The sequence below is a fragment of the Jannaschia sp. W003 genome (genome assembly GCF_025144335.1).
In the GTDB taxonomy this organism is placed as follows: Bacteria; Pseudomonadota; Alphaproteobacteria; order Rhodobacterales; family Rhodobacteraceae; genus Jannaschia.
Genome location: NZ_CP083539.1, coordinates 1348255 through 1374713 on the forward strand (window position 1 = coordinate 1348255; position 26459 = coordinate 1374713).

Annotated in this window: 33 protein-coding genes, 1 tRNA gene and 1 other RNA gene; 13 read left to right on the forward strand and 22 right to left on the reverse strand. The window is 72.2% G+C overall.

The window, feature by feature from the left end; translation table 11 throughout:
• Window positions 1-85: 85 nt before the first annotated feature.
• Window positions 86-325, forward strand: a complete 240-nt coding sequence (locus K3554_RS06510) for an accessory factor UbiK family protein (protein WP_259945109.1) — start codon at window positions 86-88, stop codon at window positions 323-325.
• Entirely contained in the window at window positions 322-648 is a 327-nt protein-coding gene (locus K3554_RS06515; RefSeq protein WP_259945111.1) for a DUF1992 domain-containing protein, read from the forward strand. Before K3554_RS06510 ends, K3554_RS06515 begins: the two co-directional genes overlap by 4 nt.
• Before the next feature lie 188 nt (window positions 649-836).
• On the opposite strand, the gene ssrS is transcribed toward K3554_RS06515, so the two are convergent.
• A non-coding RNA gene (gene ssrS / locus K3554_RS06520) (6S RNA) lies at window positions 837-991 on the reverse strand.
• 89 nt (window positions 992-1080) lie between these two features.
• Here ssrS and K3554_RS06525 point away from each other — a divergent pair.
• The gene (locus K3554_RS06525) at window positions 1081-1548 is read left to right on the forward strand and encodes an MmcB family DNA repair protein (RefSeq protein WP_259945114.1); all 468 of its coding nucleotides are present in this window, start codon (window positions 1081-1083) and stop codon (window positions 1546-1548) included.
• Between the two features lie 207 nt (window positions 1549-1755).
• Here the strand turns inward: K3554_RS06525 and K3554_RS06530 are convergent, their stop codons facing one another.
• Window positions 1756-1953, reverse strand: a complete 198-nt coding sequence (locus K3554_RS06530) for a DUF6324 family protein (RefSeq protein ID WP_259945117.1) — start codon at window positions 1951-1953, stop codon at window positions 1756-1758.
• Window positions 1954-1997: 44 nt separating this feature from the next.
• Here K3554_RS06530 and K3554_RS06535 point away from each other — a divergent pair, with 44 nt between their 5' ends.
• Window positions 1998-2480 carry a GNAT family N-acetyltransferase gene (locus K3554_RS06535; RefSeq protein WP_259945120.1) on the forward strand — a complete coding sequence of 161 codons (483 nt, stop codon included), beginning with the start codon at window positions 1998-2000 and terminating at the stop codon, window positions 2478-2480.
• A 101-nt stretch (window positions 2481-2581) separates the two neighbouring features.
• Window positions 2582-2658 (forward strand) — tRNA-His (locus K3554_RS06540).
• Between the two features lie 142 nt (window positions 2659-2800).
• On the opposite strand, the gene K3554_RS06545 is transcribed toward K3554_RS06540, so the two are convergent.
• From K3554_RS06545 to K3554_RS06625, 17 genes are all read right to left on the reverse strand, one after another.
• Window positions 2801-3256: an N-acetyltransferase gene (locus tag K3554_RS06545; protein ID WP_259945123.1), complete on the reverse strand. Its 456-nt coding sequence runs from the start codon at window positions 3254-3256 to the stop codon at window positions 2801-2803.
• Window positions 3249-3644 carry a RidA family protein gene (locus K3554_RS06550; protein WP_259945126.1) on the reverse strand — a complete coding sequence of 132 codons (396 nt, stop codon included), beginning with the start codon at window positions 3642-3644 and terminating at the stop codon, window positions 3249-3251. The genes K3554_RS06545 and K3554_RS06550 overlap by 8 nt, the downstream gene beginning before the upstream one ends.
• Window positions 3641-4045: a thioesterase family protein gene (locus K3554_RS06555; protein WP_259945128.1), complete on the reverse strand. Its 405-nt coding sequence runs from the start codon at window positions 4043-4045 to the stop codon at window positions 3641-3643. Before K3554_RS06555 ends, K3554_RS06550 begins: the two co-directional genes overlap by 4 nt.
• Window positions 4046-4732 (reverse strand): ABC transporter ATP-binding protein, encoded by a 687-nt coding sequence (locus tag K3554_RS06560; RefSeq protein ID WP_259945130.1) that lies wholly within the window; start codon window positions 4730-4732, stop codon window positions 4046-4048.
• Window positions 4729-5481, reverse strand: coding sequence for an ABC transporter ATP-binding protein (locus K3554_RS06565; RefSeq protein WP_259945131.1), 753 nt, complete (start codon window positions 5479-5481; stop codon window positions 4729-4731). The genes K3554_RS06560 and K3554_RS06565 overlap by 4 nt, the downstream gene beginning before the upstream one ends.
• Entirely contained in the window at window positions 5474-6457 is a 984-nt protein-coding gene (locus K3554_RS06570; protein WP_259945133.1) for a branched-chain amino acid ABC transporter permease, read from the reverse strand. Before K3554_RS06570 ends, K3554_RS06565 begins: the two co-directional genes overlap by 8 nt.
• A complete protein-coding gene (locus tag K3554_RS06575; protein WP_259945135.1) occupies window positions 6454-7374 on the reverse strand; it encodes a branched-chain amino acid ABC transporter permease in 921 nt (306 codons plus the stop codon). Before K3554_RS06575 ends, K3554_RS06570 begins: the two co-directional genes overlap by 4 nt.
• Before the next feature lie 58 nt (window positions 7375-7432).
• Window positions 7433-8578 carry an ABC transporter substrate-binding protein gene (locus K3554_RS06580; RefSeq protein ID WP_259945136.1) on the reverse strand — a complete coding sequence of 382 codons (1146 nt, stop codon included), beginning with the start codon at window positions 8576-8578 and terminating at the stop codon, window positions 7433-7435.
• 31 nt (window positions 8579-8609) lie between these two features.
• Window positions 8610-8846 (reverse strand): Lrp/AsnC family transcriptional regulator, encoded by a 237-nt coding sequence (locus K3554_RS06585; protein WP_259945138.1) that lies wholly within the window; start codon window positions 8844-8846, stop codon window positions 8610-8612.
• Window positions 8843-10468, reverse strand: coding sequence for an AMP-binding protein (locus K3554_RS06590; RefSeq protein ID WP_259945139.1), 1626 nt, complete (start codon window positions 10466-10468; stop codon window positions 8843-8845). The genes K3554_RS06585 and K3554_RS06590 overlap by 4 nt, the downstream gene beginning before the upstream one ends.
• 7 nt (window positions 10469-10475) lie before the next feature.
• Window positions 10476-11291 (reverse strand): tryptophan 2,3-dioxygenase, encoded by an 816-nt coding sequence (gene kynA, locus K3554_RS06595; protein WP_259945141.1) that lies wholly within the window; start codon window positions 11289-11291, stop codon window positions 10476-10478.
• Window positions 11291-12454 (reverse strand): acyl-CoA dehydrogenase family protein, encoded by a 1164-nt coding sequence (locus K3554_RS06600; protein ID WP_259945145.1) that lies wholly within the window; start codon window positions 12452-12454, stop codon window positions 11291-11293. Before K3554_RS06600 ends, kynA begins: the two co-directional genes overlap by 1 nt.
• A 1-nt stretch (window position 12455) precedes the next feature.
• The gene (locus K3554_RS06605) at window positions 12456-13256 is read right to left on the reverse strand and encodes an enoyl-CoA hydratase family protein (protein WP_259945147.1); all 801 of its coding nucleotides are present in this window, start codon (window positions 13254-13256) and stop codon (window positions 12456-12458) included.
• The gene (locus K3554_RS06610; RefSeq protein WP_259945149.1) at window positions 13246-13701 is read right to left on the reverse strand and encodes a MarR family winged helix-turn-helix transcriptional regulator; all 456 of its coding nucleotides are present in this window, start codon (window positions 13699-13701) and stop codon (window positions 13246-13248) included. The genes K3554_RS06605 and K3554_RS06610 overlap by 11 nt, the downstream gene beginning before the upstream one ends.
• Window positions 13698-14441 carry an SDR family NAD(P)-dependent oxidoreductase gene (locus tag K3554_RS06615; RefSeq protein WP_259945152.1) on the reverse strand — a complete coding sequence of 248 codons (744 nt, stop codon included), beginning with the start codon at window positions 14439-14441 and terminating at the stop codon, window positions 13698-13700. Before K3554_RS06615 ends, K3554_RS06610 begins: the two co-directional genes overlap by 4 nt.
• Complete coding sequence (locus tag K3554_RS06620) at window positions 14438-16735, reverse strand: bifunctional salicylyl-CoA 5-hydroxylase/oxidoreductase (RefSeq protein WP_259945155.1); 2298 nt, start codon at window positions 16733-16735, stop codon at window positions 14438-14440. Before K3554_RS06620 ends, K3554_RS06615 begins: the two co-directional genes overlap by 4 nt.
• A gap of 76 nt (window positions 16736-16811) precedes the next feature.
• Window positions 16812-17102, reverse strand: a complete 291-nt coding sequence (locus K3554_RS06625; RefSeq protein WP_259945158.1) for a DUF6476 family protein — start codon at window positions 17100-17102, stop codon at window positions 16812-16814.
• On the opposite strand from K3554_RS06625, the gene K3554_RS06630 reads away from it, so the two are divergent.
• Both K3554_RS06630 and rpoH read left to right on the forward strand, forming a co-directional pair.
• Entirely contained in the window at window positions 17101-18090 is a 990-nt protein-coding gene (locus tag K3554_RS06630) for an RluA family pseudouridine synthase (RefSeq protein ID WP_259945160.1), read from the forward strand. The two genes, K3554_RS06625 and K3554_RS06630, sit on opposite strands and share 2 nt — an antisense overlap.
• A 233-nt stretch (window positions 18091-18323) precedes the next feature.
• Entirely contained in the window at window positions 18324-19220 is an 897-nt protein-coding gene (gene rpoH / locus K3554_RS06635; protein WP_259945163.1) for an RNA polymerase sigma factor RpoH, read from the forward strand.
• 336 nt (window positions 19221-19556) lie between these two features.
• Here rpoH and K3554_RS06640 read toward each other — a convergent pair whose 3' ends face one another.
• Both K3554_RS06640 and K3554_RS06645 read right to left on the reverse strand, forming a co-directional pair.
• A complete protein-coding gene (locus K3554_RS06640) occupies window positions 19557-20033 on the reverse strand; it encodes an SRPBCC family protein (RefSeq protein ID WP_259945166.1) in 477 nt (158 codons plus the stop codon).
• The gene (locus K3554_RS06645) at window positions 20030-20371 is read right to left on the reverse strand and encodes a helix-turn-helix transcriptional regulator (protein ID WP_259945168.1); all 342 of its coding nucleotides are present in this window, start codon (window positions 20369-20371) and stop codon (window positions 20030-20032) included. Before K3554_RS06645 ends, K3554_RS06640 begins: the two co-directional genes overlap by 4 nt.
• A gap of 130 nt (window positions 20372-20501) precedes the next feature.
• Here K3554_RS06645 and K3554_RS06650 point away from each other — a divergent pair, with 130 nt between their 5' ends.
• The 5 genes from K3554_RS06650 to K3554_RS06670 all read left to right on the forward strand — a co-directional run bounded on the left by K3554_RS06650 (window position 20502) and on the right by K3554_RS06670 (window position 23081).
• A complete protein-coding gene (locus K3554_RS06650) occupies window positions 20502-20855 on the forward strand; it encodes a DUF1428 domain-containing protein (protein ID WP_259945170.1) in 354 nt (117 codons plus the stop codon).
• Window positions 20856-20907: 52 nt separating this feature from the next.
• Window positions 20908-21177 carry a DksA/TraR family C4-type zinc finger protein gene (locus K3554_RS06655; protein ID WP_259945172.1) on the forward strand — a complete coding sequence of 90 codons (270 nt, stop codon included), beginning with the start codon at window positions 20908-20910 and terminating at the stop codon, window positions 21175-21177.
• A gap of 46 nt (window positions 21178-21223) precedes the next feature.
• Complete coding sequence (locus tag K3554_RS06660; protein ID WP_259945174.1) at window positions 21224-22219, forward strand: Gfo/Idh/MocA family protein; 996 nt, start codon at window positions 21224-21226, stop codon at window positions 22217-22219.
• A 65-nt stretch (window positions 22220-22284) separates the two neighbouring features.
• Window positions 22285-22812: a Dps family protein gene (locus K3554_RS06665; protein ID WP_259945177.1), complete on the forward strand. Its 528-nt coding sequence runs from the start codon at window positions 22285-22287 to the stop codon at window positions 22810-22812.
• Window positions 22813-22883: 71 nt separating this feature from the next.
• The gene (locus K3554_RS06670; RefSeq protein ID WP_259945179.1) at window positions 22884-23081 is read left to right on the forward strand and encodes a hypothetical protein; all 198 of its coding nucleotides are present in this window, start codon (window positions 22884-22886) and stop codon (window positions 23079-23081) included.
• On the opposite strand, the gene K3554_RS06675 is transcribed toward K3554_RS06670, so the two are convergent.
• Entirely contained in the window at window positions 23078-24979 is a 1902-nt protein-coding gene (locus K3554_RS06675) for an amylosucrase (RefSeq protein ID WP_259945181.1), read from the reverse strand. The genes K3554_RS06670 and K3554_RS06675 overlap by 4 nt on opposite strands.
• Before the next feature lie 80 nt (window positions 24980-25059).
• Between K3554_RS06675 and K3554_RS06680 the strand changes: the two genes are divergently transcribed.
• A complete protein-coding gene (locus K3554_RS06680) occupies window positions 25060-26400 on the forward strand; it encodes an aminotransferase class III-fold pyridoxal phosphate-dependent enzyme (protein WP_259945184.1) in 1341 nt (446 codons plus the stop codon).
• Window positions 26401-26459 lie beyond the last annotated feature (59 nt).

The window sequence follows — 26459 nt, forward strand, 5'->3', positions numbered from 1 at the left end:
CCGTGGCCGCGCGGGGCGGGGCTGTCAAGCTTGAGGCGCGGCGCCCGTGCCCCCATATCCGGCGGGATCCCGGAGGAGAGACCCAATGCAGACCCGCAACCGCTTCATGGACGACATCGGCCAGCTCATGACCAACGCGATGGGCGTGGCGCAGGGCGCGCGCGCCGAGGCCGAGACCGCGTTCCAGTCGATGCTGGACCGCTGGATGGCCGACCGCGACTTCGTGACGCGCGAGGAGTTCGACGCCGTGCGCGCGATGGCCCAGAAGGCCCGCGAGGAGAACGAGGCGCTGCGCGCCCGCATCGAGGCGCTGGAGGCGAAGTGAAGGCGCTCGCCTTCCTCACCGAGCGGCTGATCGCCCGGGCCGAGGCGCAGGGCGACCTGCGCGGGCTCGAAGGCGAGGGCAAGCCGCTGCCGCCCGCCGAAGGCGGGGCCTACGTCGATCCGATCGAGTCGGCGGGCTTCCGCATGATGGCGCGCGAGGGCGCGCTGCCGCCCGAGGTGGTGCTCGCCAAGCAGGCCGCCGCGCTGCGCGAGGAGCTGAAGGCGACGGAAGGCGAGGCGGAGCGCCGTGCCCTGATGACGCGGCTCGCGGACATCGAGATGCGGCGCGCGATGCGGATGGAGGCGCGGCGGCGGGGGCGGTAGGCGCCCCTGCGTCCTCACCTTGCCCGAAGTACCTCGGGGGAGCGCGTAGCGCGGGGGCAGAGCCCCCTCGTACGGTCGTCGCGGGTGCCACGCCGGGGCCGGAGACTTTCCTGCGGAAAGTCCCGGTTAGGGCGGCGTGGCATCTTGTTGCGAGACGCGACATTTCCTGCCCTTCGGGCAGGAAATGCGCGGGATCCGCAGCGACCGTCGAGCGATCATTCCCGAGGACCTGTATGTACAGGTGGGCGCCGGGTAACACGGCCAGGACCGCATCAGAGCCAACTCCCTCGGAATTGCTTAAGGCCACCGGAATTTCGCCGAGTGACGAGAAGAGCAGAACCCGCGAGAAGCCAGATAGGCCCCGCCCCCGGGGCCTTCAAGCGGGAGGGGGAGGCTGGACAGCGATTCACCTTTCGTTCACAAGATCGCCCCATGCTCGACCGTCCCGCCCTCCTGCCCGACGCCCCCATGCAGCCCGGCCAGCTGCTGGCCCGCGGCGTCGCGCGGCACCTGCGGGACCACGACTTCTGCTGCCTTGAGGAGTTCGTGCCCGACCGCGGCCTGCGCATCGACGTGATGGCCATGGGGCCGAAGTCCGAGTTCTGGGTGATCGAGTGCAAGTCGAGCCGCGCGGACTTCATGTCGGACCTCAAGTGGCGGAACTACTTGCCTTTTGCGGATCGGTTCTTCTTCGCCGTGGACTGCGATTTCCCGACCGAGATCCTGCCCGGCGATGTGGGCCTCATCATCGGCGACGCCTTCGGGGCCGAGGTGATCCGCATGCCGGAAGGCACGCCGCTGCCGCAGGCCAAGCGCCGCAAGCTGACCGTCCGGTTCGCGCGCACGGCGGCGCAGCGGCTGCACTGGGCACGCGACCCGATGCTGCGCTCGGCGTCCTGAACGGGGGGGGCGCCCCCCGTGCACCCTGCGTGCACCCCCCGTGCATACCGGCGGCGTCGATAGGGGGCTCTGCCCCCGCTCGCTGCGCGCGTCCGGGGCTTCGCCCGTCCGCAGGCGGATCGGTCCACTGGACCGATCCCGGGAAGCCTGCGGACCTCCTCGGAATTTACGAAACGAAGATCAGAAGGCGTGTTCGCCGCGCGCGGCTCAGCGGCCCTTGGCGCCCATGGCGCGGGCCATCGCGGCGGCGGCGCGGAGCTCCTCGGCGATGTCCTCGGCCTCCTCGGGCTCGAAGTCCATCGGGATCTCGGTGCCGTGGCTCTCGATGAAGAGGCGCACCATGCCGCGGTCGGTGGGACCGATCTGCAGGTTCGCCTCGGCGTCGGATTCGTCGTTGATGCCCATGGCGGCCCTCTAGCGCCGCCGCGGGCCCCGTGCAACGTGGGAGCATGACAGGCGACGTCGAGTTCCGCGACCTCGAGCCCGGGGACGCCGGCTGGGTCGCCTCGCGCCACGGCGCGCTCTACTGGCGCGACGAGGGCTACGACATCCGCTTCGAGGCGCTGGTGCTGGGGCTGCTGGCGCGGTTCATCGAGACGCGCACCGCGCACGAGCGGGCCTGGATCGCCCACCGCGGGGACGAGCGGCTGGGCTGCATCTTCTGCACCCGCCCCTCGGACGAGTCGGCGAAGCTGCGGATGTTCCTCGTGGAGCCGGCGATGCGCGGCACCGGGCTGGCGGACGCGCTGCTGGACCGCTGCATGGCCTTCGCGCGGGAGACCGGTGCGCGGCGGCTTACGCTCTGGACCCACGAGAGCCACGGCGCGGCGGGACGGCTCTACGCGCGGCGGGGCTTCCGCATGGTGGACTCGAAGCCGGTCGAGGCGTTCGGGCAGCCCACCGTGGAGCAGAGCTGGGAGATCGCGTTGTAGGGCCGCCGGGGGAGAAAACCCCGCCCCGCCGCTCTTGCGCGGCGCGCGCCCCTTCGCTAGATCGCGCCCCGAGCGGTGCCGCGAGGCGCCGCGGGACGAGTGCCGGCGTAGCTCAGTTGGTTAGAGCGCCTGATTGTGGATCAGGAGGTCCCCCGTTCGAGCCGGGGCGCTGGTACCATCCAAATCTTTGGATTTGCTAACATTTTCCGCCGCCGCGGGTCCATCGCTCCGGCGACTTCGCGTGTGCCGTCGTGGGGACACGTGGGGACGGAGGCGCGCCGAGAGGTGGATCGGTGGGGACAGAGGGGTTTCGGCCCGCCTCAGGCCAGCCTCTTCTCGAAGAACACGCGGCGGAAGCCGTGCTCCTCCCGCCGCCCGGTCTCGCGGTAGCCGAGGGCGGGGTAGAGCGTGAGGTTCGCCGTCATCGCCTCGTTGGTGTAGAGGCGCACGGAGGCCAGCCCGAGGCGGCGCGCCTCGGCCTCGCAGTGGCGGATCAGCGCGCCGCCGAGGCCGCGGCCCTGGGCGCCCGGGTGGACGGCGACGGTCTCCAGCAGCATCGCCGGGCCGTCCGCGCGGAAGGCGATGCACCCCAGCAGCGGGCCGAGGGCCGGGGCGACGCGGACCTCGCCGGCGGCCACCAGCGCGGGCCAGTCGTCGCCCATGGGCGCGGGCTCGCGGCCGATCGCGGCAACGTAAGGCGCGTAGGCGGCGCGGACGCAGGCGCGGACCGCCGCGGCGTCGGCCGGGACGGCGGGGCGGATCGCGACCTCAGCCAACGTGGGCGGTGGCCTCGATCTCGACCAGCGCGCGGTCCTCGACCAGCTCCGAGACCACCAGCATCGACATGGCCGGGAAGTGGCGGCCGAACACCTCGCGGTAGGCCTCGCCCACGGCGCGCTGGGCGGCGAGGTAGGCGTACTTGTCGGTCACGAACCACGTCAGTCGCGCCACGTCCGTGGCCGAGCCGCCCGCCGCCTCGACCACCGCGACCACGTTCGCGAGCGCCTGGCGCATCTGCCCCACGAAGTCGTCCGCCACGAAGCGCTTCGACGCGTCCCATCCGATCTGGCCGGCCACGTGGAGCGTGCCGTCGGGGGCGAGCATGCCGTTGGCGTAGCCGAGCGCGGGCGCCCAGCCCTCGGGGTGGATCGGGGTCAATGTCATGGGGCGGGCTCCAGATGGTCGGCGAGGCGGAGGCGGACGGCGTCGGGCCACGGGGCCGGGCGGCCCCCGGCGCCGACGTGGACGAGGGTGGCGCGGGTCTCCCAGCGCGGCTCGCCCCCGCACTGCGCGTCGAGGCGATAGGCGAGGCTGGTGCGGCCGAGCTTCGTGAGCGCGAGCCGCAGCCGCAGCACGTCGCCGTGGCGCGAGGGGGCGCGGAAGCGGGTGGCGATCTCGGCGGTGGGCACGCCGGCATCGCGGAGCAGGTCCTCGAAGGGCCAGTCGAGGGCCTCCGCGAAGAACCGCTCCACGAGGTCGTTGGCGATCTCGAAGGCGCGCGGGAAGAACACGATACCCGCCGGGTCGCAGTGCCGGAACAGCACCTTCTGGGTGGTCTCGAACATCTACACCCCCACCAATCGCTCGGCGGTCTCGTCGGTGAGGTCGGCGACGGGCCCCTCCCAGGCGGTGCGGCCGCGCTGGAGGATCGCGGCGCGGTCGCAGACGGCGCGCAGCTCGGCGAGGGACTTGTCGATCACGAGGAGGGCCATCGCGCCGTCGCGGCGCACCGCGCCCACGGCGGCCCAGATCTCGGCGCGCACGAGGGGGGCGAGGCCCTCGGTGGCCTCGTCGAGGATCAGGAGGCGCGGGTTGGTCATCAGCGCGCGGCCGATGGCGAGCATCTGCTGCTCGCCGCCCGAAAGCGTGGCGGCGCGCTGGGTGCGGCGCTCCCCGAGCCGGGGGAAGAGGGCGGCGACCTTGTCCATGTCCCACGGGCCGGGGCGGGCGGCGGCGACGAGGTTCTCGTGCACGGTGAGGGAGCGGAAGCAGCGGCGGCCCTCGGGCACCAGCCCGATGCCGAGGCGGGCGGCGCGGTGGGAGGGCAGGGCGCGCAAGTCGCGGCCGTCGAATTGGAGGGTGCCGGTGGCGGGCAGCATCCGGCAGATGGCCTTCACGGTGGTGGTCTTGCCCATGCCGTTGCGCCCCATGAGGGCGACGGCCTCGCCCTCCTCGACGCGCAGGTCGACGCCGTGGAGGGCCTGGGCGGTGCCGTAGGAGGCCTCGACGCCTTGCAGTTCCAGCAGGCTCATGCGGCGTCCCCGAGATAGGCCTCGCGCACGGCGCGGCTCCGGCGGATCTCGTCCACGGTGCCGGTGGCGATGATCCGGCCGTAGACGAGCACGCTCACCCGGTCGGCGAGGGCGAACACGGCGTCCATGTCGTGCTCGACGAGGAGGATCGGGGCTTCGGCACGCAGGCCGTCCAGGAAGGCGGTGAGGGTCTTGGAGCCTTCGGTGCCGAGGCCGGCCATGGGCTCGTCCATGAGGAAGGCGCGGGGCTGGAGGGTGAGGGCCACGGCGACCTCGAGCTGGCGGCGCTCGCCGTGGCTCAGGGCGCCGGTGCGGGTGGCGGCGTGGGAGCCAAGGCCGACGCGGGCGAGGGCGGCCTCGGCGCGGGCGCGCAAGGCCTGGTCGCCGAGGGCGGAGCGGAGGAAGCGCCAGGGGCGCCCCGAGGCCCCGAGGGCGCCGAGGAGGGCGTTCTGGAGCGCGGAGTGCTCCATGGCGAGGGCGGAGACCTGGAAGGTGCGGCCCAGCCCGCGGCGGGCGCGGGCGCGGGTGGGCAGGCGGGTGACGTCCTCGCCCAGCAGCTCGACCCGGCCGGAGTCGGGGGCCAGGGTGCCGCCGATCTGGGCGATGAGGGTGGACTTGCCGGCGCCGTTCGGGCCGATCACGGCGTGGATCTCGCCGGGGCGGAGATCGAGCGAGACGCCGTCGGTGGCGGCGAGGGCGCCGAAGCTCTTGCGCAAGTCGTGGACGGCGAGGACGGGGGCGTCAGTCATGGAGCCGCTCCGGGCCTGAGAGTAGGCCGATGATTCCGCCCCGCGCGAAGAGCACGATGCCGAGGAGGAGCGCGCCGAGGTAGACGTGCCAGTAGTCGCTGAGGCCCCCGAGGACGTGCTCGAGGAGGACGAAGACGCAGGCGCCGACCACGGGGCCGCAGAGGCGCGCGACGCCGCCGAGGATCACGAACACGATGATCTCTCCCGAGAGCTGCCACGAGAACATGGTGGGCGAGACGAAGCGGTTGAGGTCGGCGAAGAGCGCGCCCGCGAGGCCGGTGATCGTGCCCGAGAGGACGAAGGCCACCAGCTTCAGGCGGAACGGGTCGAGGCCCACGGTCTCCACGCGCTGGGGCACCTGGCGGGCGGCCTCCAGGGCGAGGCCGAAGGGGGAGCGCTTGAGGCGCGCGGACAGGAGGAGCGCGAGGAGGAGGAGCGCGAAGCAGAGGCCGAAGAACTGGATCGGGTCGAGGGTGTTCAGGCCCGGGAAGCCGTTGCGCACGTAGATCGAGAGGCCGTCCTCGCCGCCGTAGGCGGGCCAGGAGATGGCGAAGAAGTAGAACATCTGCCCGAAGGCCAGCGTGATCATGATGAAGTAGACGCCCGCCGTGCGCAGCGAGAGGAGGCCGATCAGGAGGGCGGCCAGCGCCGAGGCGGCCATGGCGACCAGCCAGATCACGGGCATGGACTTGGTGCCGTCGAAGGCGAAGGGGCCGATGTTCAGCGCCGTGTAGGTCTGGGCGTGGTGGGCGAGGATGCCCATGGCGTAGCCGCCCAGCCCGAAGAACGCGGCGTGGCCCAAGGAGACCATGCCGCCCAGCCCGAGGGCGAGGTTCAGGCCCACGGCGGCCAGCGCGAACACGGCGGCGCGGGTGGCGAGCGTGATGGTGAAGGGCTCGTCCGCCATCCACGCCCAGAGCGGGATGCCGGCGAGGAGCAGCAGCACGGCGGCGTTGACGAGGCGCTCGGGAATCATGCGCGCGCTCCGAAGAGGCCGGTGGGGCGCCAGACGAGCACGGCGCCCATCAGCACGTAGATCGCCATGGAGGCCAGCGCCGAGCCGGTTGAGGCCGCCGTCGAGGCGTCGGTGACGAGGGCGAGCAGGGCGGGCAGGAACACGCCGCCGAGGGTGTCGGTCAGGCCGACCAGCAGGGCGCCCACGAGGGCGCCGCGGATCGAGCCGATGCCGCCGATCACGATCACCACGAAGGCCAGAATCAGGACCGGCTCGCCCATGCCCACCTGCACAGACTGGATCGCGCCCACGAGCGCGCCCGCCAGCCCGGCCAATGCGGCGCCGAGGGCGAAGACGAGGGTGTAGAGCTTGGATATGTCGACGCCGAGGGCGGCGATCATCTCGCGGTCGTTCTCGCCGGCGCGGATCTGGATGCCCAGCCGCGTGCGGGTGATCAGGAGGCCGAGGCCGACGGCCACGGCGAGGCCCACGGCGATGAGGGCGAGGCGGTAGGCGGGGTAGAGGATGCCGCCCGGCAGCATGACGGGGCCGCTCAGCCATTCGGGGATGTCGAGGAACAGCGGGAAGGAGCCGAAGAGCCAGCGGGTGCCTTCCGAGAACACGAGGATCAGCGCGAAGGTGGCGAGCACCTGGTCGAGGTGGTCGCGCGCGTAGAGGCGCCGGATCACCGCCACTTCGACGACGACACCCGCGATGGCCGCCGCCGCCATGGCCGCCGCCAGGGCCAGTAGGAACGAGCCGGTGGCGCCGGCCACGGCGGCGGCGGCGAAGGCGCCGATCATGTAGAGCGAGCCGTGAGCGAGGTTGATCAGGCCCATCACGCCGAAGATCAGCGTCAGGCCGGCCGCCATCAGGAACAGCATCACGCCGAACTGGAGGCCGTTCAGGACCTGCTCGATGACGAGGATGGGGGTCATGGGCGCCTTTCGTGGGCGGTCGGGGTGGCCCGGGCGCCGCGCGCCCGGGCCGGCGGGATCACATCTCGCACTCGGCGGCGTAGGCGTCGCCGTGGTCCTCGAGGGCCACGCCGACGATCCGGTTGGTGTAGACGTCGCCCTCCTTGACGACCTCGCGGGCGTAGATGTCCTGGATCGGGTGGTGGTTCGGCCCGAAGCGGAAGTCGCCGCGCGTGGACGAGAAGTCGGCCTCCTCGAGGGCGGCCTGGAACGCCTCGGCATCCGACGGCATGGCCTTGTCGAGCGCGGACAGGAGGAGGTTCGCGGTGTCGTACCCCTGGGAGGCGTAGAGCGAGGGCAGGCGGCCGTACTTCTCCTGGAAGGCGGCGACGAAGGCGACGTTCGCCTCGTTGTCGAGATCCTTCGACCACTGCGAGGTGTTCACCACGCCGAGCGCCGCGTCGCCCACGGCCTGCAGGATGCCCTGGTCGAACGAGAAGGCGGGGCCGACCACGGGCAGCTCGATGCCGCTGTCGGCGTACTGCTTGAGGAACGAGATCCCCATGCCGCCGGGCAGGAAGAAGAACACCGAGTCGGCGCCCGAGGCGCGGATCTGCGCGAGCTCGGCGGCGTAGTCGGTCTGGCCCAGCTCGGTGAACAGCTCGCCCGCCAGCTCGCCCTCGTACATGCGCTTGAAGCCGGTCAGCGCGTCCTGCCCCGCGGGGTAGTTGGGCGCGAGGATGAAGGCGTTCTGGTGGCCTGCGGTGTTCGAGTAGGCGCCCGCCGCCTCGTGGAGGTTGTCGTTCTGCCAGGCCACGTTGAAGTAGAGCGGGCTGCAGCCCTTGCCCGCCAGCGCCGAGGGACCGGCGTTGGGCGAGAGGTAGAACACGCCCTGCGCGGTGGCCGAGGGCACCACGGCCATGGCGAGGTTCGACCAGATGATGCCGGTCAGAACGTCCACCTTCTCGGACTGGATCATCTTGTCGGCGAGTTGCACGGCCACGTCGGGCTTCTGCTGGTCGTCCTCGACGACGACCTCGAGGCCCTCGCGGCCGTCCTGCTCGACGGCCAGCAGGAAGCCGTCGCGCACGTCGATGCCGAGGCCGGCGCCGCCGCCCGAGAGCGTGGTGATCATGCCGACCTTGACGCCCCCGTGGGCGTCGGCGAGGGCGTGGGTCGCCGTGGCGGCGAGGCCGGCGGCGAGGATGAGAGACTTCAGTTTCATGTGCTTCCCCTGTTGCGGTGCGACGGGTTGTTCAGAAGGCCCTGAAGGTCAGGGTCGTCAGCGTCCGCTCGATCCCGTCGATGTCGAGCAGGTTGTCGTTGATGAACTTGCCTACGTCCTCGCCTTCGGGAACGTAGATCTTCACCAGGAGGTCGTACTCGCCGGAGGTGGAGTAGAGCTCGGAGTGGATCTCGCGCAGCGCGATGGCGTCGGCCACCTTGTAGGCGGTGGCGGGGCGGCAGCGGACCTGGACGAAGACGCAGTTCATGGCGCGCCTCCGCCGGGCCGGAGCCGGAAGCGCTGCACCTTGCCGGTGGGCGTCTTGGGCAGGGCGTCCGCGAAGACGACGCTGCGGGGGTACTTGTAGGGGGCGATCATGCCTTTCGCGTGCTCCTGGAGCGCCAGCCTCGTCGCGTCGTCCGGCCGGGCGCCCTCGGCCAGAACGACGTGGGCCTCGACGACCTGGCCGCGGCCCGGGTCGGGCGCGCCGATCACGGCGCATTCCGCGACCCAGGGGTGGGCCAGCAGCGCCGCCTCCACCTCGGGGCCGGCGATGTTGTAGCCCGCCGACACGATCATGTCGTCGTTGCGCGCCTGGAAGTGGAACCAGCCGCCCTCGTCCCGCAGAAACGTGTCGCCCGTGACGTTCCAGCCGTCCACCACATACTCGGCTTGACGCTCGCCGCGCAGGTAGCGGCAGCCGGTCGGCCCGCGCACGGCGAGGCGGCCGGGGGTGCCGTCGGGGACCTCGGCGCCGTCTGGGCCGATGACCTTCGCCTCGTAGCCGCCGACCGGCTTGCCGGTGCAGGCGGGGCGGTGGTCGTCGAAGCGGTTGGAGATGAAGATGTGGAGCATCTCGGTGGCGCCGATGCCGTCGAGCATGGGCTTGCCGGTCTTGGCCATCCACTCGTCGTAGACGGGCTTGGGGAGGGTCTCGCCGGCGGAGACCGCGGCGCGGAGCGACGAGAGGTCGGCGCCCGCCTCCATGGCCTGCAGCATGGCGCGATAGGCGGTGGGGGCGGTGAAGCAGACCGTGGCGCGGTAGCGCTCGATGATCTCGATCATGTTGGGCGGGGAGGCCGTCTCCAGCAGGGTCGCGGCGGCCCCGAAGCGCAGCGGGAAGATGGCGAGGCCGCCCAGCCCGAAGGTGAAGGCGAGGGGGGGCGAGCCGACGAACACGTCGTCGGGGGTGACGCCTAGGACTTCCTTCGCGTAGCCGTCGGCGATGACGAGCAGGTCGCGGTGGAAGTGCATCGTGGCCTTCGGATCGCCGGTGGAGCCGGAGGTGAAGCCGAGGAGGGCCACGTCGTCCTGCGCGGTGTCCACGGCCGCGAAGTGGACGGGCTTCTCCAGCGCGAGGCGGTCCAGCTCCGCGTCGTGGTTGGCGGTGCCGTCGAAGCCGACGACGCGGCGCAGGAAGGGACTGCCCTCGGCCGCCTTCTCCATCTCCTCCATCAGACGGGTGTCGCACAGCGCGAAGGCGATCTCGGCCTTGTCCACGTACTTGCGCAGCTCGTGGGCGCGCAGCATCGGCATGGAGTTCACCACCACCGCGCCCGCCTTCGTGGCGGCCAGCCAGCAGGCCACCATGGCGGGGTTGTTGGCGGAGCGGATCAGCACGCGGTCGCCGGGGCGCACGCCCAGGTCCTCGACCAGCACGTGGGCGAGGCGGCCGGTCCAGTCGGCCAGCTCCTTGTAGGTGCGGCGGCGGCCGTTGCCGATGAGGGCGGTGCGGTCGCCGTGGCCGCGCTCCACCATCGCGTGGGTCAGCTCGTGGCCGGCGTTCAGCCGGTCGGGGTAGCGGAAGCCGTCGAACAGGAAGTCGGGCCACTGGTCCTCGGGGGGGAGGTTGCGGCGGGCGAAGTCGTCGGCGTGGGCACTCGGTCTCATGGCATCCTCACAGGTCGGTCCGCACGCGCCAGAGCTCGGGGAACAGCTCCACGGCCAGCATCCGGCGCAGGTAGTCGACGCCGCCCGTGCCCCCCGTGCCGCGCTTCATGCCGATCACGCGCTCCACGGTGGTGACGTGGTTGAAGCGCCAGCGGCGGAAGTAGTCCTCGAGGTCGACCAGCTTCTCGGCCATCTCGTAGAGCGTCCAGTGGGCGGCCGGGTCGCGGTACACGGCAGCCCACATGGCGCGGACCTCGGGCACCTCCGCCTGCGGCGCGCGGGAGGGGGCGGCGATGACACGCTCGGGCACGTCCATGCCCATGCGGGCGGCGGCGCGCAGGACCACCTGGTAGAGCGTGGGCTCGCGCAATTCGGCCTCCAGCCGGGCGGTGGCCTCGGCGTCGTGGGCGTGGGGGCGCAGCATGTCGGCGTTGCGGTTGCCCAGCGTGAACTCGATCAGCCGGTACTGCACGGACTGGAAACCCGAGGACTGGCCGAGCGTCTCGCGGAACGTGGTGTAGTCCGAGGGCGTCATGGTCCGCAGCACGTCCCAGGCGTTGTTGAGCTGCTCCATGATGCGGGAGACGCGGGCCAGCATCTTGAAGGCCTGGGGCACGTGATCCTCGGCCACGGCGCGGCGGGCGGCGCCGAGCTCGTGGAGCATTAGCTTCATCCACAGCTCCGAGGTCTGGTGCTGGACGATGAACAGCATCTCGTCGGGGGCGTCCGACACGGGGTGCTGGGCCGAGAGCACCTGGCCGAGGTGCAGGTAGTCCCCGTAGCTCATCCGGTCGCGGAAGTCGGTGACGGGGCGGTCGGCCATCACGCGCGCCCCTCCGCCGCATGAGCCGCGAGGGTCTGGCGGGCGATCACCACGCGCTGCACGTCGGAGGCGCCCTCGTAGATCCGGAGCGCGCGTATCTCGCGGTAGAGGCGCTCCACAGTCTCGCCCGCCCGCACGCCGTCGCCGCCGTGAAGCTGCACGGCGCGGTCGATGACCGTCTGCGCCGCCTCGGTAGAGAACAGCTTGGCCATGGCCGCCTCGCGGGTGATGCGCGGGGCGCCGGCGTCCTTCGCCCAGGCGGCGCGGTAGACGAGGAGGGCGGCGGCATCGACGTCGAGCGCCATGTCGGCGAGGTGGCCCTGCACCATCTGCAGCTCGCTCAGCGGCTGGCCCTGCACCTCGCGGGTGGTGGTCCGGGACAACGCTTCGTCGAGCGCCCGGCGCGCGAAGCCGAGCGCGGCGGCGGCCACGGTGGAGCGGAACACGTCCAGCACCGCCATCGCCACCTTGAAGCCCTCGCCGGGGCGCCCGAGCAGGGCGGAGGCAGGCACGCGGCAGTTCCCGAAGCGCAGGGTGGCGAGGGGGTGGGGGGCGATGGTCTCCAGCCGCTCCGCAACTTCGAAGCCCGGCAGGCCGGCGGGTACGACGAAGGCCGAGAGGCCACGGGCGCCGGGGGCCTCGCCGGTGCGGGCGAAGAGGGTGTGGACGTCGGCGATGCCGCCGTTGGAGATCCAGGTCTTCTCGCCATTCAGGATGTAGTCGTCGCCGTCGCGCGTCGCGGTCATGGTGGAGTTGGCGACGTCGGAGCCCGAGCGCGGCTCGGTCAGGGCGAAGGCGGCGATGCTCTCGCCCGCGCGGGTGCGGGGGAGCCATTCCGCCTTCTGCGCGTCGGTGCCGAAGAGCGTGATCGCCCCGGTGCCGAGGCCCTGCATGGCGAAGGCGAAGTCGGCCAGCCCGTCGTGGCGCGCCAACGTCTCGCGGGCGAGGCAGAGGGTGCGCACGTCGAGCGCGCCGCTCCCGCTGGCGGTGTACTGGAGGAAGCCCGCGTCACCCAAGTCCCGCACCAGCGCGCGGCAGGCGGCGTCCGTGTCGGCGTGGTCGACATGGGCCAGCGCATCCCCCGCCCACCGTTCCAGCTCCGCGGCGAAGGCGCGGTGGCGGTCCTCGAAGAAGGGCCAGCGGAGGAAGGAGCGGTCCGGCACGTCAGTCCCCCTCGAACACCGGTTTGCGCTTCGCGGCGAAGGCCTCGTAGGCCCGGCGGAAGTCGTTTCCCTGCATGCAGATCGCCTGCGCCTGCGCCTCGGCCTCGATGGCCTGGTCGAGCGTCATCGACCACTCCTGCGCCAGCATCGTCTTGGTCATGGCATTCGCGAAGGTCGGCCCCGCGGCGATGCGGGCGGCCATCTCGCCCGCGGTGGCCTCCAGATCGTCCCGCGCCACCACGCGGTTGAAGAAGCCCCAGCGCTCACCTTCCTCGGCGGACATGGAGCGCCCGAGGTAGAGGAGTTCGGCGGCGCGCCCCTGCCCGATGATCCGGGGCAGCATCGCGCAGGCCCCCATGTCGCAGCCCGCCAGCCCCACGCGGTTGAACAGGAACGCGACCTTCGCCTCGGGGGTGGCGATCCGCAGGTCCGAGGCCATGGCGATGATCGCGCCCGCGCCCGCGCAGATGCCGTCGACGGCGGCCACGACGGGCTTGCCACAGTGGATCATCGCCTTGACCAGATCGCCGGTCATGCGGGTGAAGGCGAGCAGGTCCTTCATGCCCATGCCCGTCAGCGGCCCGATGATCTCGTGCACGTCGCCGCCCGACGAGAAGTTGCCGCCCGTCGGCCCGAACACCACCGCGTGCACGTCGTCGGCGTAGGCGAGGTCGCGGAACCAGTCGCGCAGCTCGGCGTAGCTCGCGAAGGTGAGGGGGTTCTTGCGCTCAGGGCGGTCGAGGGCGAGGTGGGCGACCCCATCCTCGATCCGGCAGCGGAAGTGCTCGACGTCACTGCGCATGGGCGCGTCCTCCTTGGGTGGCGGCGCCCTTCAGCAGCCGCGTCATGGCCTCGGCGGCGTCCGCATCGACCCCCTCCAGCAGCTCGTCGATCCACGCCTCGTGGGCGGCGGCGAGATCGGCGAAGGCGGCGCGGCCCGCCTCCGTGAGGCGCGCGCGCGTGGCGCGGCGGTCGCCGGGAACCGCGATGCGCTCGGCCAGCCCGTCCTCGCTGAGGCGGTCCACGATGCCGGTCACGTTGCCGTTCGAGACGCGCAGGAGGTCCGACAGCTCGCTCATGCGCAGGCCGTCCGGGAAGCGGGCGAGGGCGGCGAGCACGTCGAAGCGGGGCAGGGTGGTGCCGTGGCGCTCGCGCAGGCGGCGGCGCAGCTCGGCCTCGATGCCGTGGGTGGTCTTCAGGAGGCGCAGCCAGAGGCGCAGGCGGGTCTTGCTGAGGGGCTCGCTCACGTCTCGCCCCCCGACAGGCTCAGGGCGTGGCCGTTCGTGGCCGCCGCGCCGTCCGAGGCGAGCCAGAGCGCCGCCGAGGCCACTTCGCCGGGCTGCACGAAGCGGCCCTGGGGGTTGTCGGCGCGCAAGGTCGCGGCGGCGGCCTCCTCGTCCATGCCGGTGGTGAGGACGATGTTGCGGATCGAGCGCTCCAGGAGCGGCGTCTCCACGAAGCCGGGGCAGACCGCGTTGGCCGTGATGCCGGTGCGGGCTAGCTCGCGCGCCACCGCGCGGGTGAGGCCGACGACCGCGTGCTTGGCGGCGCAGTAAGCCGCGACGTACGGATAGCCCCGCAGCCCGGCGGTGGAGGCGACCGCGATCATGCGGCCCCAACGGGCCGCCTTCATGCCGGGCAGGGCGGCCTGCCAGCAGTGGACGACGCCGCCGAGGTTCACGGCCATCATGGCATGGAGCTGATCGGGGCGGAGCTTCGCGAACGGCACGCTCTCGGCGGCGCCGGCGTTGGCGACCACGATCGCCACGGGGCCGCGCGCGTCCGCGGCGGCGGCGAAGGCGCGGGCCACGGCGTCCGGGTCGGTGACGTCGCAGATCTCGAAGGGCAAACCTTGCACGGCGAGGGGCGCTTCGGTCCGGCCCATGATCGTGACCGGGTGGCCCGCTTCCGCGAAGGCCCGCGCGGTGGCGGCGCCCACGCCGGAGCCGCCCCCGGTGACGACGACGTGGCGGCGAGCGGCGTTCATACCGGCCCCGCCTGCTCGGCGGCCCGGTCGGCGAGGCGCCAGAGCTGGTCGCGCCCGGCCTCGTAAGGGCGGGGCCAGTCGGTGGCCTCGCGGTCGCCGATCGCGGCGGCCTGGTGGAACGTCCAGTAGGGGTCGGCGAGGTGGGGCCGGCCCACAGCCACGAGGTCGGCACGCCCCGCCATCAGGATCGAGTTGGCGTGGTCGGCTTCGTAGATGTTGCCGACGGCCACCGTCGCCACCCCCGCCTCGTTGCGGATGCGGTCCGAGAACGGGGTCTGGAACATGCGGCCATAGACGGGTTTCGCGTCCACGGAGGTCTGGCCCGCAGACACGTCGATCAGGTCGGCGCCGGCGGCCGCGAACATCCGCGCGATCTCCACCGCCTCGTCCGGGGTCACGCCGTCCTCGCCCACCCAGTCGTTGGCCGAGATGCGGACCGACAGCGGCATCCCCTCGGGCATCCGGGCCCGCATGGCCCGCAGCACCTCGAGCGGCCAGCGCATGCGGTTCTCAAGCGAGCCGCCGTACTCATCCGTGCGCCGGTTCGAGACGGGCGTGATGAAGGACGACAGGAGGTAGCCGTGGGCGGCGTGCATCTCGATCATGTCGAAGCCCGCGCGCACGGCCATGGCGGTGGCCTCCGCGAACTGGTCGCGGATCGCGTCCATCTCGGCGCGCGCGATCTCGCGGGGGGCGCGGTGGCCCTCGTCCCACGGGATGGCGGAGGCGCTGACGGTCTCCCAGCCGCCCTCGGCCAAGGGCGTGTCCATGCCCTCCCAGCCGATGTTGGTGGAGCCCTTGCGCCCCGAATGGCCGATCTGGGCGCAGATCTTGGCGGTGGTCTCGCCGTGCACGAAGTCCACGAGGCGCCGCCATGCCGCCACGTGCTTCGGCGCGTAGAGGCCCGGGCAGCCGGGGGTGATGCGGCCCTCCGGGGACACGCAGGTCATCTCGGTGTAGACGAGCCCCGCGCCGCCCTTGGCGCGCTCCGCGTAGTGGACGAGGTGCCAGTCGGTGGGGCAGCCGTCCACGGCGCGGTACTGGGCCATGGGCGAGACCACGATGCGGTTCTTGAGCGCGAGATCCCCCAACCGGAACGGCGCGAACATGGGCGCGCGCACGGGCGCGTCGTCGGGCACGCCGGCCTGGCGCTGGAACCACGCCTCCGCGGACCGCAGCCAGTCCGGGTCCCGCGCGCGCAGGTTCTCGTGGCTGATGCGCTGCGAGCGGGTGAGCATCGCGTAGTTCAGCTGCACCGGGTCGAGATGGAGGTAGCGCTCCACCTGCTCGAACCATTCCAGCGAGTTGCGCGCCGCCGACTGGAGGCGCAGCACCTCGGTGCGGCGCCGGTCCTCGTAGGCCTCGAACGCGGCCTCCAGCGTTGGCGCCTCCTCGACGAGGTCGGCCAGCGCCACCGCGCTCTCCAGCGCGAGTTTCGTGCCCGACCCAATCGAGAAGTGGGCGGTGGCGGCCGCGTCCCCCAGCAACACGACGTTGCCGTGATGCCACCGCTCGCACAGCACGCGCGGGAAGCGGATCCAGGCCGAGCCGCGGATGTGGCGGGCGTTGCTCATCAGCGCGTGGCCGCCGAGGTGCGCCGCAAAAATGCGCTCGCAGACGGCGATGCTCTCTTCCTGGCTCATCCGGCCGAAGCCCCAGGCCTCGAAGGTGGCCTCGGAGCACTCCACGATGAACGTCGCCGTCCCTTCCTCGAACTGGTAGGCGTGGGCCCAGACCCAGCCGTGCGGGGTTTGCTCGAAGATGAAGGTGAAGGCGTCGCGGAAGGTCTGCCGCGTGCCCAGCCAGACGAAGCGGCAGAGCCGCTCGTCGACGTCCGGGCGGAAGGTGTCCGCGTAGAGCTGGCGGGTCTTGGAGTTCAGGCCATCGGCGGCGACCACCAGATTGTGGGTCTCGCGGTAGGCCTCCGCGCTCTCCACCTCGGTCTCGTAGCGCAGCTCCACGCCCAACTCGCGCGCGCGGTCCTGCAGCAGCAGAAGCAGCCGCTTGCGCCCGATGCCGCAGAAGCCGTGGCCGGTGGAGACCAGCCGCTGGCCGTGGACGTGGAGCGCCACGTCGTCCCAACGGGCGAAGTGCGCGCGGATCGCCGCCGCCGAGACCGGATCGTTGGCCTCGAGGTTGGCGAGCGTCTCGTCGCTCAGCACCACGCCCCAGCCGAAGGTGTCGTCGGCGCGGTTGCGCTCCAGCACGACCACCTCGTGCGAGGGGTCGCGCAGCTTGGCCGAGATGGCGAAGTAGAGCCCCGCAGGGCCACCGCCGAGACACGCGATCCGCATCCGTCCCCCTTCCGTTCGGACGGAGAGTGCGCGCGGTTCGATATTATTTCAAGCCGGAAGTTTCAGGCTTGAAGCGTCACGGCAGGGCGACCTCGCCCCGAAGCCGCCCGTCGGGCGCGAAGACCAGCGCGCGGCCGTCGCGGGTGGTGACGATCCACATGTCCGGCGCCCGGGTGACGGCGTGGACCTGCGTGCCCTCGGGCAGCGCCAGCGCCTCGGGCACGACCGTCCCCGCGCCGCCGAGGCGGATGACAAGCAGCACCACCACCGCTAGGAGGCCGGCGATCATCACCGCCGTCAGCACCGTCACCAGCCGCCGCAGGAAGCGCAGGTTCGCGGGCTCGGGCGGCGGCTCGGGAGTGTCCATGTCGCGCCTCGTAACGTTCCGCATCGCGGCCGATCCGCCGCCGCGCCTCGATAGGGCGATCGCCCGCGACGTGCCAGAGGCGGCGCACCTGAGCCGCTCGCGGCTGGCGAAGCTGATCGAGGCGGGGGCGGTCACGGTGAACGGCGCGCCCGCCCGGCCCAAGGCGAAGGCGGCGGAGGGCGACCATGTGGAGATCGCCGTGCCCGAGGCGGAGGCGGCCGACATCCGCGCCGAGGCGATCCCGCTGCATATCGTGCACGAGGACGACGACCTCGTGGTGGTCGACAAGCCCGCCGGCATGGTGGTGCACCCCGCGCCCGGCTCGCCCTCGGGCACGCTGGTGAACGCGCTGATGCACCGCTTCGGGGCGGGGCTGTCCGACGTGGGCGGGGTGGCGCGCCCCGGCATCGTGCACCGCATCGACAAGGACACCTCCGGCCTTTTGGTGGTCGCCCGCACCGACCGCGCCCACCACGGGCTGGCCGCCCAGTTCGAGGCGCACTCGGCGGAGCGCCTCTACCGCGCCGTCTGCTTCGGCGTGCCCGACCCGGCCGACCCGCGCCTGCGGGGGCTGCACGGCGTCACGTGGAACGGCCCCTGGCTGCGCATCGCCACCGGCCTCGACCGGCATCCCGTGGACCGCCAGCGGCAGGCGGTGCGCCGCGAGGGCGGGCGCCGCGCCGTGACCCACGCGCGCGTCGCCGAGGCGCTGGAGGGCGCGGCCCTGCTGGAGTGCCGGCTGGAGACGGGCCGCACCCACCAGATCCGCGTCCACATGGCGCACGCGGGCCACGGGCTGGTGGGCGATCCGGTCTATGGCGGGCGCCGGCGCCTCGGCGGCGCGCGGGGCGAGGCGGCGGCGGCCTTTCCGCGCCAGGCGCTCCACGCCGCCACCTTGGGCTTCCGCCACCCCGGCACGGGCGAGGCCATGCGCTTCGAGAGCCCGATCCCGGCCGACATGGCGGCGCTTCTGGACGCCCTGCGGTAACGGAATCTTCACCTCTCGGGTGCAGGGGAACACCCTGCGCGAGGGCTGCGTTCGATGTGCGGACGGGCACAGGCGAATCATGACCGACGGAGATGCGTCCGCCGTCCGTGTAAGCTATGGTGCTACGAAGCGTGGGGGCTGCAGGATGCGGCGCCCACAACATCTTGATCACGCGAGGCGCGCACCCACATTCCAGGGGGAATGTGAACGCCGCGAACATGGGAGGCCGACACATGGCAGCCACCTACGCCAACCTTCCGGCCCCGAACCCCGAGGCCGGGCTGAACCGCTACCTTCAGGAAATCCGCAAGTTCCCCATGCTGGAGCCCGAGCAGGAGTACATGCTCGCCAAGCGCTGGGTAGAGGACGGCGACACCGAGGCCGCGCACCAGCTCGTGACCTCGCACCTGCGCCTCGCCGCGAAGATCGCCATGGGCTACCGCGGCTACGGCCTGCCCCAGGCCGAGGTGATCTCCGAGGCGAACGTCGGGCTGATGCAGGCCGTCAAGAAGTTCGACCCCGAGAAGGGCTTCCGCCTCGCCACCTACGCGATGTGGTGGATCCGCGCCGCGATCCAGGAATACGTGCTGCGGTCCTGGTCGATGGTGAAGCTGGGCACGACCTCGGCGCAGAAGAAGCTGTTCTTCAACCTGCGCAAGGCCAAGAACCGCATCGGCGCTCTGGAGGAGGGCGACCTGCGCCCCGAGAACGTGGAGCGCATCGCCACCGACCTCGGCGTGACCGAGGCCGAGGTGACGTCGATGAACCGGCGCATGTCGGGCGGCGACGCCTCGCTCAACGTCATGGTCGGCTCCGACGGCGACGGCTCCACGCAGTGGCAGGACTGGCTGGCCGACGACTCGGCGGACCAGGCCACCGACTACGCCGAGCGCGACGAGTACGAGAGCCGCATCTCGCTCGTGGCGAACGCCATGGACGTGCTCAACGACCGCGAGAAGGACATCCTCACCCAGCGCCGCCTCTCCGAGGAGACCGTGACGCTGGAGGACCTGAGCACCAAGTACGGCGTCAGCCGCGAGCGCATCCGCCAGATCGAGGTGCGGGCGTTCGACAAGCTCCAGAAGCGGGTCAAGGAGCTGGCGCGCGAGAAGAACATGGTGCCGGCTTGAGGGTGGCCGCCGGGGGCTTCGCGCGCCCGGACCCCCGCGAGGCGTTTCCGGCAGGGTGAGGGGAGGGGTTCGGCGCCCCGGCTCTGGCCTTGCGCGACACGCCCCGGCCCTGCGCCGGGGCCTTTGCTTTCCGCAGGCGCTTCGCTCGGCAACTTGAGTGCCGACGTCCACCGGAGGCCCCGGCGCAGGGCCGGGGCGGTTGCCACCAAACCGCGTGCCTCACGCCCCGGCCGCGAGCCTGGGCCTCGGCCCACCACGGGTGCTTCGCTCCGCAGCCGACGCGCCGACATCAGCCAGAGGCCCCGGCGCGAGGCCGGGGCGCGGCGTGCGGCCCCCCTACGCCTCCGCCCGCAGCGACTGCGCATACCGCTCGAGCTGCTCCGCCACCGTGGTCCACCCGCCGTGGAACCCCATCGCCTCGTGGCGCTCGCGCGCCTCTGCGGAGCGGTGGCGCGCGGTGGCGGTGTAGCGGGTGCCGCCCGCGCCGTCGTCGGCGAACTCCACGATCGCGGTCATGAAGGGGTCGGGGTTCGGCTTCCAGCCTTCGGTGTAGGCGTCCGTGAACACCAGCCGCTCGCCCTCCACGGCCTCCAGGATCACGCCGTCGTTGCGCATCTCCTGCCCGTCCACCTCGAACGTGGTGTTGAAGCGGCCGCCGGGCCGCAGGTCGATCTCGCAGGCCGCCACCTTGTGCGGCGCGGGCACGAAGAAGTGCGGGATGTGCCGGGGCGAGGTCCAGCACTCCCACAGGAGCGGGCGGGGCGCCCGGAGCGTGCGCGTGAACGTGAGGTCGGTGTTCGGATCGAGGGTCATCGCTTGGGGTCCTCCATGAGCGATTGAACGTAGTCGTCGAGCCGGTCGAGGCGGCCCTCCCACACGGCGCGCTGCTCGCCCAGCCAGTCCTGCGCCGGGGCGAAGGCGCCGGGCGCCATGCGGTAGGTCCGCACGCGCCCCGCCTTCCGGGACTGCACCAGCCCCGCCGCCTCCAGCTTCCGCAGGTGCGCCATCAGCGAGGGCAGGGCCATCGCGTGGGGCGCCGCCAGCTCGCCGACGCTGGCCGGGCCGCGGGCGAGCCGCGCGAGGATCGCCCGGCGGGTCGGGTCGCCGAGGGCAGAGAAGAGGCGGTCGAGGTCGGCGTCATGCTTAGCCATTCGTATAAGTATCCCGGTCCCCCGCGCCGGTCAACGGAAAGTTAGCGCAGCGCCTAACTACAAACGAATCATCGCGTTGACCCCACGGAACCCTGTATGGATCGAAGGGTGAACGAAGGAGGAACCTGCGATGAGCTACTATGACGGGTTCGTGGCAGCCGTGCCGACGGCGAACCGCGACGTCTACGCCAGTCATGCCCGGAAGGCGTGGGACGACATGTTCGCGCCGGCGGGCGCGGTCGGCATGGTCGAGACCTGGGGCGAGGAGGTGCCGGAAGGCGAGCTGACCTCCTTCCCGAAGGCGGTGCAATGCAAGTCGGACGAGTCGATCGTGTTCTCATGGATCGAATGGCCGGACCGGGCCACCCGCGACGCGGCGTGGTCGAAGATGATGGAGGATCCCGGTGCGATGCAGGACATGCCATTCGACGGCAAGCGCATGATCTACGGCGGCTTCGCCCCGATCGTCTCGGTCCGGGCCTGATACTGGCGGGGCGCCCCCGGGCGCCCTACCTTTCCCGCAGGGAGGACGGAGCATGGCCGGAGGATGGACGCGCGACGGCGCGGTGTCGGAGCAGATCGAGGCCTCGCTGGCCGACGAGCTGGCGCGGATGCGCGCGCGCCGGGGTCCCGCGGGCGAGAGTTTCACCCACTGCGCCGAGTGCGAGGAGCCGATCGACGAGGCCCGCCGCGCGGCGCTGCCGGGCGTGAAGCTCTGCCGCGACTGCGCCGCCGAGCGCGACGCCCGCGCCCGCCCCCGCGCGGGCATCAACCGGCGCGGCTCCAAGGACAGCCAGCTGAAGTAGCGGCGGCCCCGCCCGTGCGCTAGGACGGCGCGGAAGGGGGACCGCCATGACCGACCAACTCCGCTGGGGCATCCTCGGCGCCTCGAAGTTCGCGCTCGACAAGATGGGGCCGGCGATCCACGCGGCCCGCGGTAGCCGCATCGCCGCGCTCGCCACGCGCGACCCGGCCAAGGCCGCGCCGTTCCGCGCCTTCGCCGGCGACATCGCGGTGCACGGGGACTACGACGCCCTGCTGGCCGATCCGGGCGTCGACGCGGTCTACATCCCTCTGCCCCACACGATGCACGTGGCGTGGGCGATCCGCGCGCTCGAGGCGGGCAAGCACGTGCTGGTCGAGAAGCCGGTGGCGATGCACGCCGATGAGATCGCGCCGCTGATCGAGGCGCGGGACCGCACCGGCCTCCAGTGCGCGGAAGGCTACATGATCGTACATCACCCCCAGTGGCAGCGGGTGCGCGCCCTGCTCGCCGAGGGCGCCGTCGGGCGGCTGCGGCACGTCGAGGCGGTGTTCACCTACGACAACTCGGGCGATTCGGGGAACATCCGCAACGCCGCCGCCACCGGGGGCGGGGCGCTGCCGGACATCGGCGTCTACACCTACGGCTCCACGCGCTGGGCCACCGGGGCGGAGCCGGAGGAGATCACCTCGGCCGTATTCGACTGGGAGGCGGGCTGCGACGTGCTCGCGCGGGTGGGTGCGCGGTTCGACACGCCCGAGGGCGGCTTCACCGCGCACTGGGTCAACGCCATGCGGCTCTGGCACGAGCAGTTCATCCTGTTCCACGGCGAGCGCGGGCTCCTGCGCCTCGACGCCCCCTACAACGCCGGCGTGTTCGGCGAGGCGCGGCTGGAGATTCGGGACGGCCGCGGCACGCGCATCGAGCGCTGGCCCCGCCCGAACCAGTACGTGCTGCAGGTCGAGGCCTTCGCGGCCGCCGTGCGGGGCGAGGCGCCGTTCCCCTGGACGCTGGAGGACGCGCGCGGCACACAGCGGGTGATCGACATGGCCTATGCCGCCGGCGGAGGACGGCCCGCGGCCTGAGGTCGCGGGAACGGGACCGCGCGCAAGGGGTTGGCGCGGCGGACCTTTCGAACCCGGAGCCTCCCATGCGTCTCGCCGCCCCCCTCGTCGCGCTCGCTGTCGCGCTGCCCGTGCCCGCCATCGCGCAGGGCACGGACCCGCTGCCCCTCGCGCAGGAGGTGCGCGACCCCTCCGCCGAGGCGCTGCAGGCGACGCTCTACGATCTGATCGCCCTGCGGCACGCGGCGCACCAGGCGCACTGGAACGTGGTGGGCATCGAGTTCTACCAGCTCCACGAGTTCTTCGCCGAGCTCTACGACGGGCTGGCGCCGATGATCGACCAGGTGGCCGAGCGCAAGCGCGCGCTGGGCGCGCCCGCCGACGGGCGCCCCTCGGCGGTGGCCGAGAACGCGGCGGTGGACGGCGCGGAGCCGGCCGAGATCGGCGGCGAGGAGGCGGTGCAGCGCCTGCTGGAGGCCTGGTCCACGGTCTCGCCGCTGATGTACGACCGGCTCGAGGCGGTGTCCGACGACACGCCGACGCAGGACCTCCTGATCGCGGTGACGGCGCTGCTCGACAAGCAGATGTGGCAGCTTCGCGCCCACGCGCAGTAGCGCAGTCGGGGGCGGCCTTGGGTCCGCCCCCTCCGGCCCCCAGATCGGGGGCGAACTTCGAAGGATTCGCGATGCCCGGGCTCCTCCTCGCCCTCCTCGTCTCCACCGCCCTCGGCGGCTGCGCGGCTGCCGCCTTGACCGGCGCCGTGGCGGGGACGGCCGTGGGCGTCGGCGCCGCGGCCACGGGCACGGTGGTCAGGACCGGCGTCGGCGCGGGCAAGCTGGTGGTGAAGGGCGGCTCGGCCGCCGTGGGCGCGGTGCTGCCCTAGGCGCGCAGCCAGAGCGCGGCGTAGGGGGCGAGGCGGACCGCGTCCCCCTCCCGCTTCGGCGCCGTGCCCGTCAGCAGGTCCACCGCGTTCGCGGGCACGGGCACATGGGCGAGGCGCTCGCCATCGGTGAAGTTGCACAGGCAGGTGACGGGGCGGTCCTCGGCCAGCCGCTCGTAGGCGAAGACGCCTTCGCCGGCGTCCAGCACCCGCGTGCCGACGTGCGAGGCGAGTTGCGGAGTCGCTGCACGCGTGGCCAGGATCGCCCGCGTGCCGCGCCAGATGCGCCCGTGGGGGGCGTCGGTGTCAGGCGCCTCGGCAGCCCGCTCCCAGTCCATCGCGGGGCGCTGCATCCAGCGTCCGTCGCCCGCGCGGGCGGGGTCGTCGAGATAGGAGTGGTCGTTCAGCAGGCCCAGCTCGTCGCCCATGTAGAGCAGCGGCACGCCGCCGTAGGAGGCGATGAGGGCGTGGCCGAGGAGGATGCGCCTCACCGCGAGGTCTATGGCCTCCGGGTCGCCCGCCTCCAGCGCCGTCTCCAACCCCGCGAGCGAGGCGAAGGAGCCGTTGGTGCGCCGGTCGCCGGTCTCGGGGTTGGACTGGAAGTCGGCGCCGCGCGCGAAGCTGCCCGGGAACTGCCCGGTGTAGAAGTCCGCGAGGAAGGCGCGGTGGGCGGGGGCTTCCATGCCGGGCACGTGGGCCGTGTCCTCGGGGGTGATCGCCCAGCCGATGTCGTCGTGGCAGCGGATGTAGGGGGCGAAGGCGGCGCGGCGGAACCGCTCCGGGAAGTGGGTCCGCATCACGTGGGTCATCAGCCGCGTGTCGCGCGAGGCGAGCGCGGACCAGAACTGCACCATGAGGTTGTTGTGGTAGGCGAGCTGGCTCGCGCGCCCCTCGTGGCGCCCGGCGCCGAGGTAGGGGACCAGCTCGCGCGGGCCGACGATGGCCTCGGCCTTGTGGATCACGGCGGGGGCGGCGACGCGGGTGGCCTGGGTCAGCGCCTGCAGGATGTCGTGCACCTCGGGCAGGTTCTGGCAGGTGGTGCCCATCCGCTTCCACATGAACGCCACCGCGTCGAGGCGGAACACCTCCACGCCCCGGTTGGCGAGGTGGAGGATCGTGTCGAGGATCGCCAGGAACACCTCGGGGTTCGCCCAGTTCAGGTCCCACTGGAAGCTGTTGAAGGTGGTCCAGACCCACTTGCCGCCATTGGGTCCGGGGATGCCATCGATCCAGGTGAAGTTGCCGGGGGCCTGCTCGGGGAACACCTCCAGCAGGGACGCTTCAAAGGCCTGCGGCTCCGCCTCGTCGTCGTACATGCGGTAGAAGGCCTGGTAGTGGGGGTCGCCCTCGCGGGCCTTCCGCGCCCATTCGTGCTCCTCGGCGGTGTGGTTCAGCACGAGGTCAATGCAAGGGCTGATGCGGCGCTCGCGCATGGCGGCGCAGGCGGCCTCGAAATCCCGCATGGTGCCGAGCTTCGGGTCGATGCGGCGGTAGTCCATCACCGCGTACCCGCCATCGGAGTCGCCGGGGCGGGGCTGGAGGAGCGGCATCATGTGGGCGTAGCGGACCCCGAGGGATTCCAGGTAGCCCAGGCGATCCGGCAGGGCCTTCAGCGTCCCGCAGAAGCGGTCCACGTAGAAGACGTAGGCGGCCACCTCCTCGCTCAGGAACCACTCGGGGTCGAGGTCGCGCCAGAGGTCCAGCGCCTTGAGGGCGGCGGGGCGCTTCGCCCAGTGCCCCTCCATCATCGCGCGCATTCGCTCCAGCAGGGCCTCGTGGTCGCACACGCCGCCGTAGAGGCGCGAGACGGGGCCGACGAGGTCGCGGCGCACGCGGCGCCAGCGCAGGGCGAAGGCTTCGGCGTCGGTGATCGGGCGGTTGCCCCTGCGGACCGGCTTCACGCGGCAATCCCTCCGTTGCGGCGCCCCCCCTTGGAGCGGCCCTCGAATGGGTATCTTGTGCGGCCGAGGAGGCAACCCCCATGCGCGACCACAACTTCCACGCCGAGATGAACGCCCGCCACCTGTGGCACCCCTTCGCCCATCCCGGCGAGATGCGGGACGTGCCGCCCAAGGTGATCGCCAGCGCCTCGGGCGTGCGGATCACGGACGACGCGGGCCACGAGACCATCGACGCCGTGGGCGGGCTGTGGTGCGTGAACCTCGGGTACTCGTGCGATCCCATCAAGGAGGCCATCGCGGCGCAGCTCGCGTCCTTGCCCTACTACTCGGCCTTCAAGGGCACCACGAACGGCCCCGCGATCGAGCTGTCGGTGGAACTGGCGCGCATCCTGGGGGAGGACGGCATGGCGCGGGCGTTCCTGACCTCGGGCGGCTCGGACAGCGTGGACACCGCGCTCAAGCTCGCCCGGCAGTACCACAAGCTGCGCGGCGAGGCGGGGCGCACCAAGTTCATCGCCCTGCGCAAGGGCTACCACGGCACGCACTTCGGCGGCGGCTCGGTGAACGGCAACACCGCGTTCCGCGCGCCGTACGAGCCGCTGCTGCCGGGCGTGTTCCACGTGCCCAGCCCGTACGGCTACCGGAACCCCTTCGACGAGGAGGACCCCGAGCGGCTGGCGCGCCTGTGCCTGCGCGCCCTGGAGGAGGAGATCGCGTTCCAGGACCCGTCCACCGTGGCGGCCTTCATCATGGAGTCGGTGCAGGGCGCGGGCGGCGTGATCGTGCCGCACGAGAGCTACATGCCCGGCGTGCGCGAGATCTGCGACCGGCACGGGGTGCTGCTGATCTCGGACGAGGTGATCACCGGCTTCGGGCGCGCAGGCGCCGTCTCCGGGGCGCGGCTCTGGGGCGTGCAACCCGACATGATGACGTGCGCCAAGGCGATCACCTCCGGATACTTCCCGATGGGCGCCGTGATGGCGTCCGAGCGGGTGGCCGAGGCGTTCGAGGGCAAGGGCGGCGCGATGGTGCCCACGGGCTACACCTACTCCGGTCATCCGGTCGGCTGCGCCGCCGCTCTGGCCTGCCTGGCCGAGACCGAGCGGCTGGCGCTGTGGGACTGCGCGCGGGATCTCGGGCCGCGGCTGCTGGCCGGGCTGGAAGGGCTGCGCCGCCACGAGGCGGTGGGCGACGTGCGGGGGCAGGGGCTGATGGCCGCCGTGGAGATCGTCTCGGACCGGGACGCACGGACCGCCGACCCGGCGCGCGCGGGGCGCATCTTCGAAGCCGCCTACCGCGCGGGCGCGATGGTGCGCTGGTCGGGCGCGAACCTTGTGTGCTCGCCGCCGCTGACGATCGAGGCGGAGGACGTGGACCGGGTCGTGGCGGCGCTGGACGAGGGGTTGTCGGAGGCCGCTTAAGAGGTCGGTAAGGGGTTTTTGCCAGTCGGCAACTTCGCCGAATGCAAGGTAATTCGCGG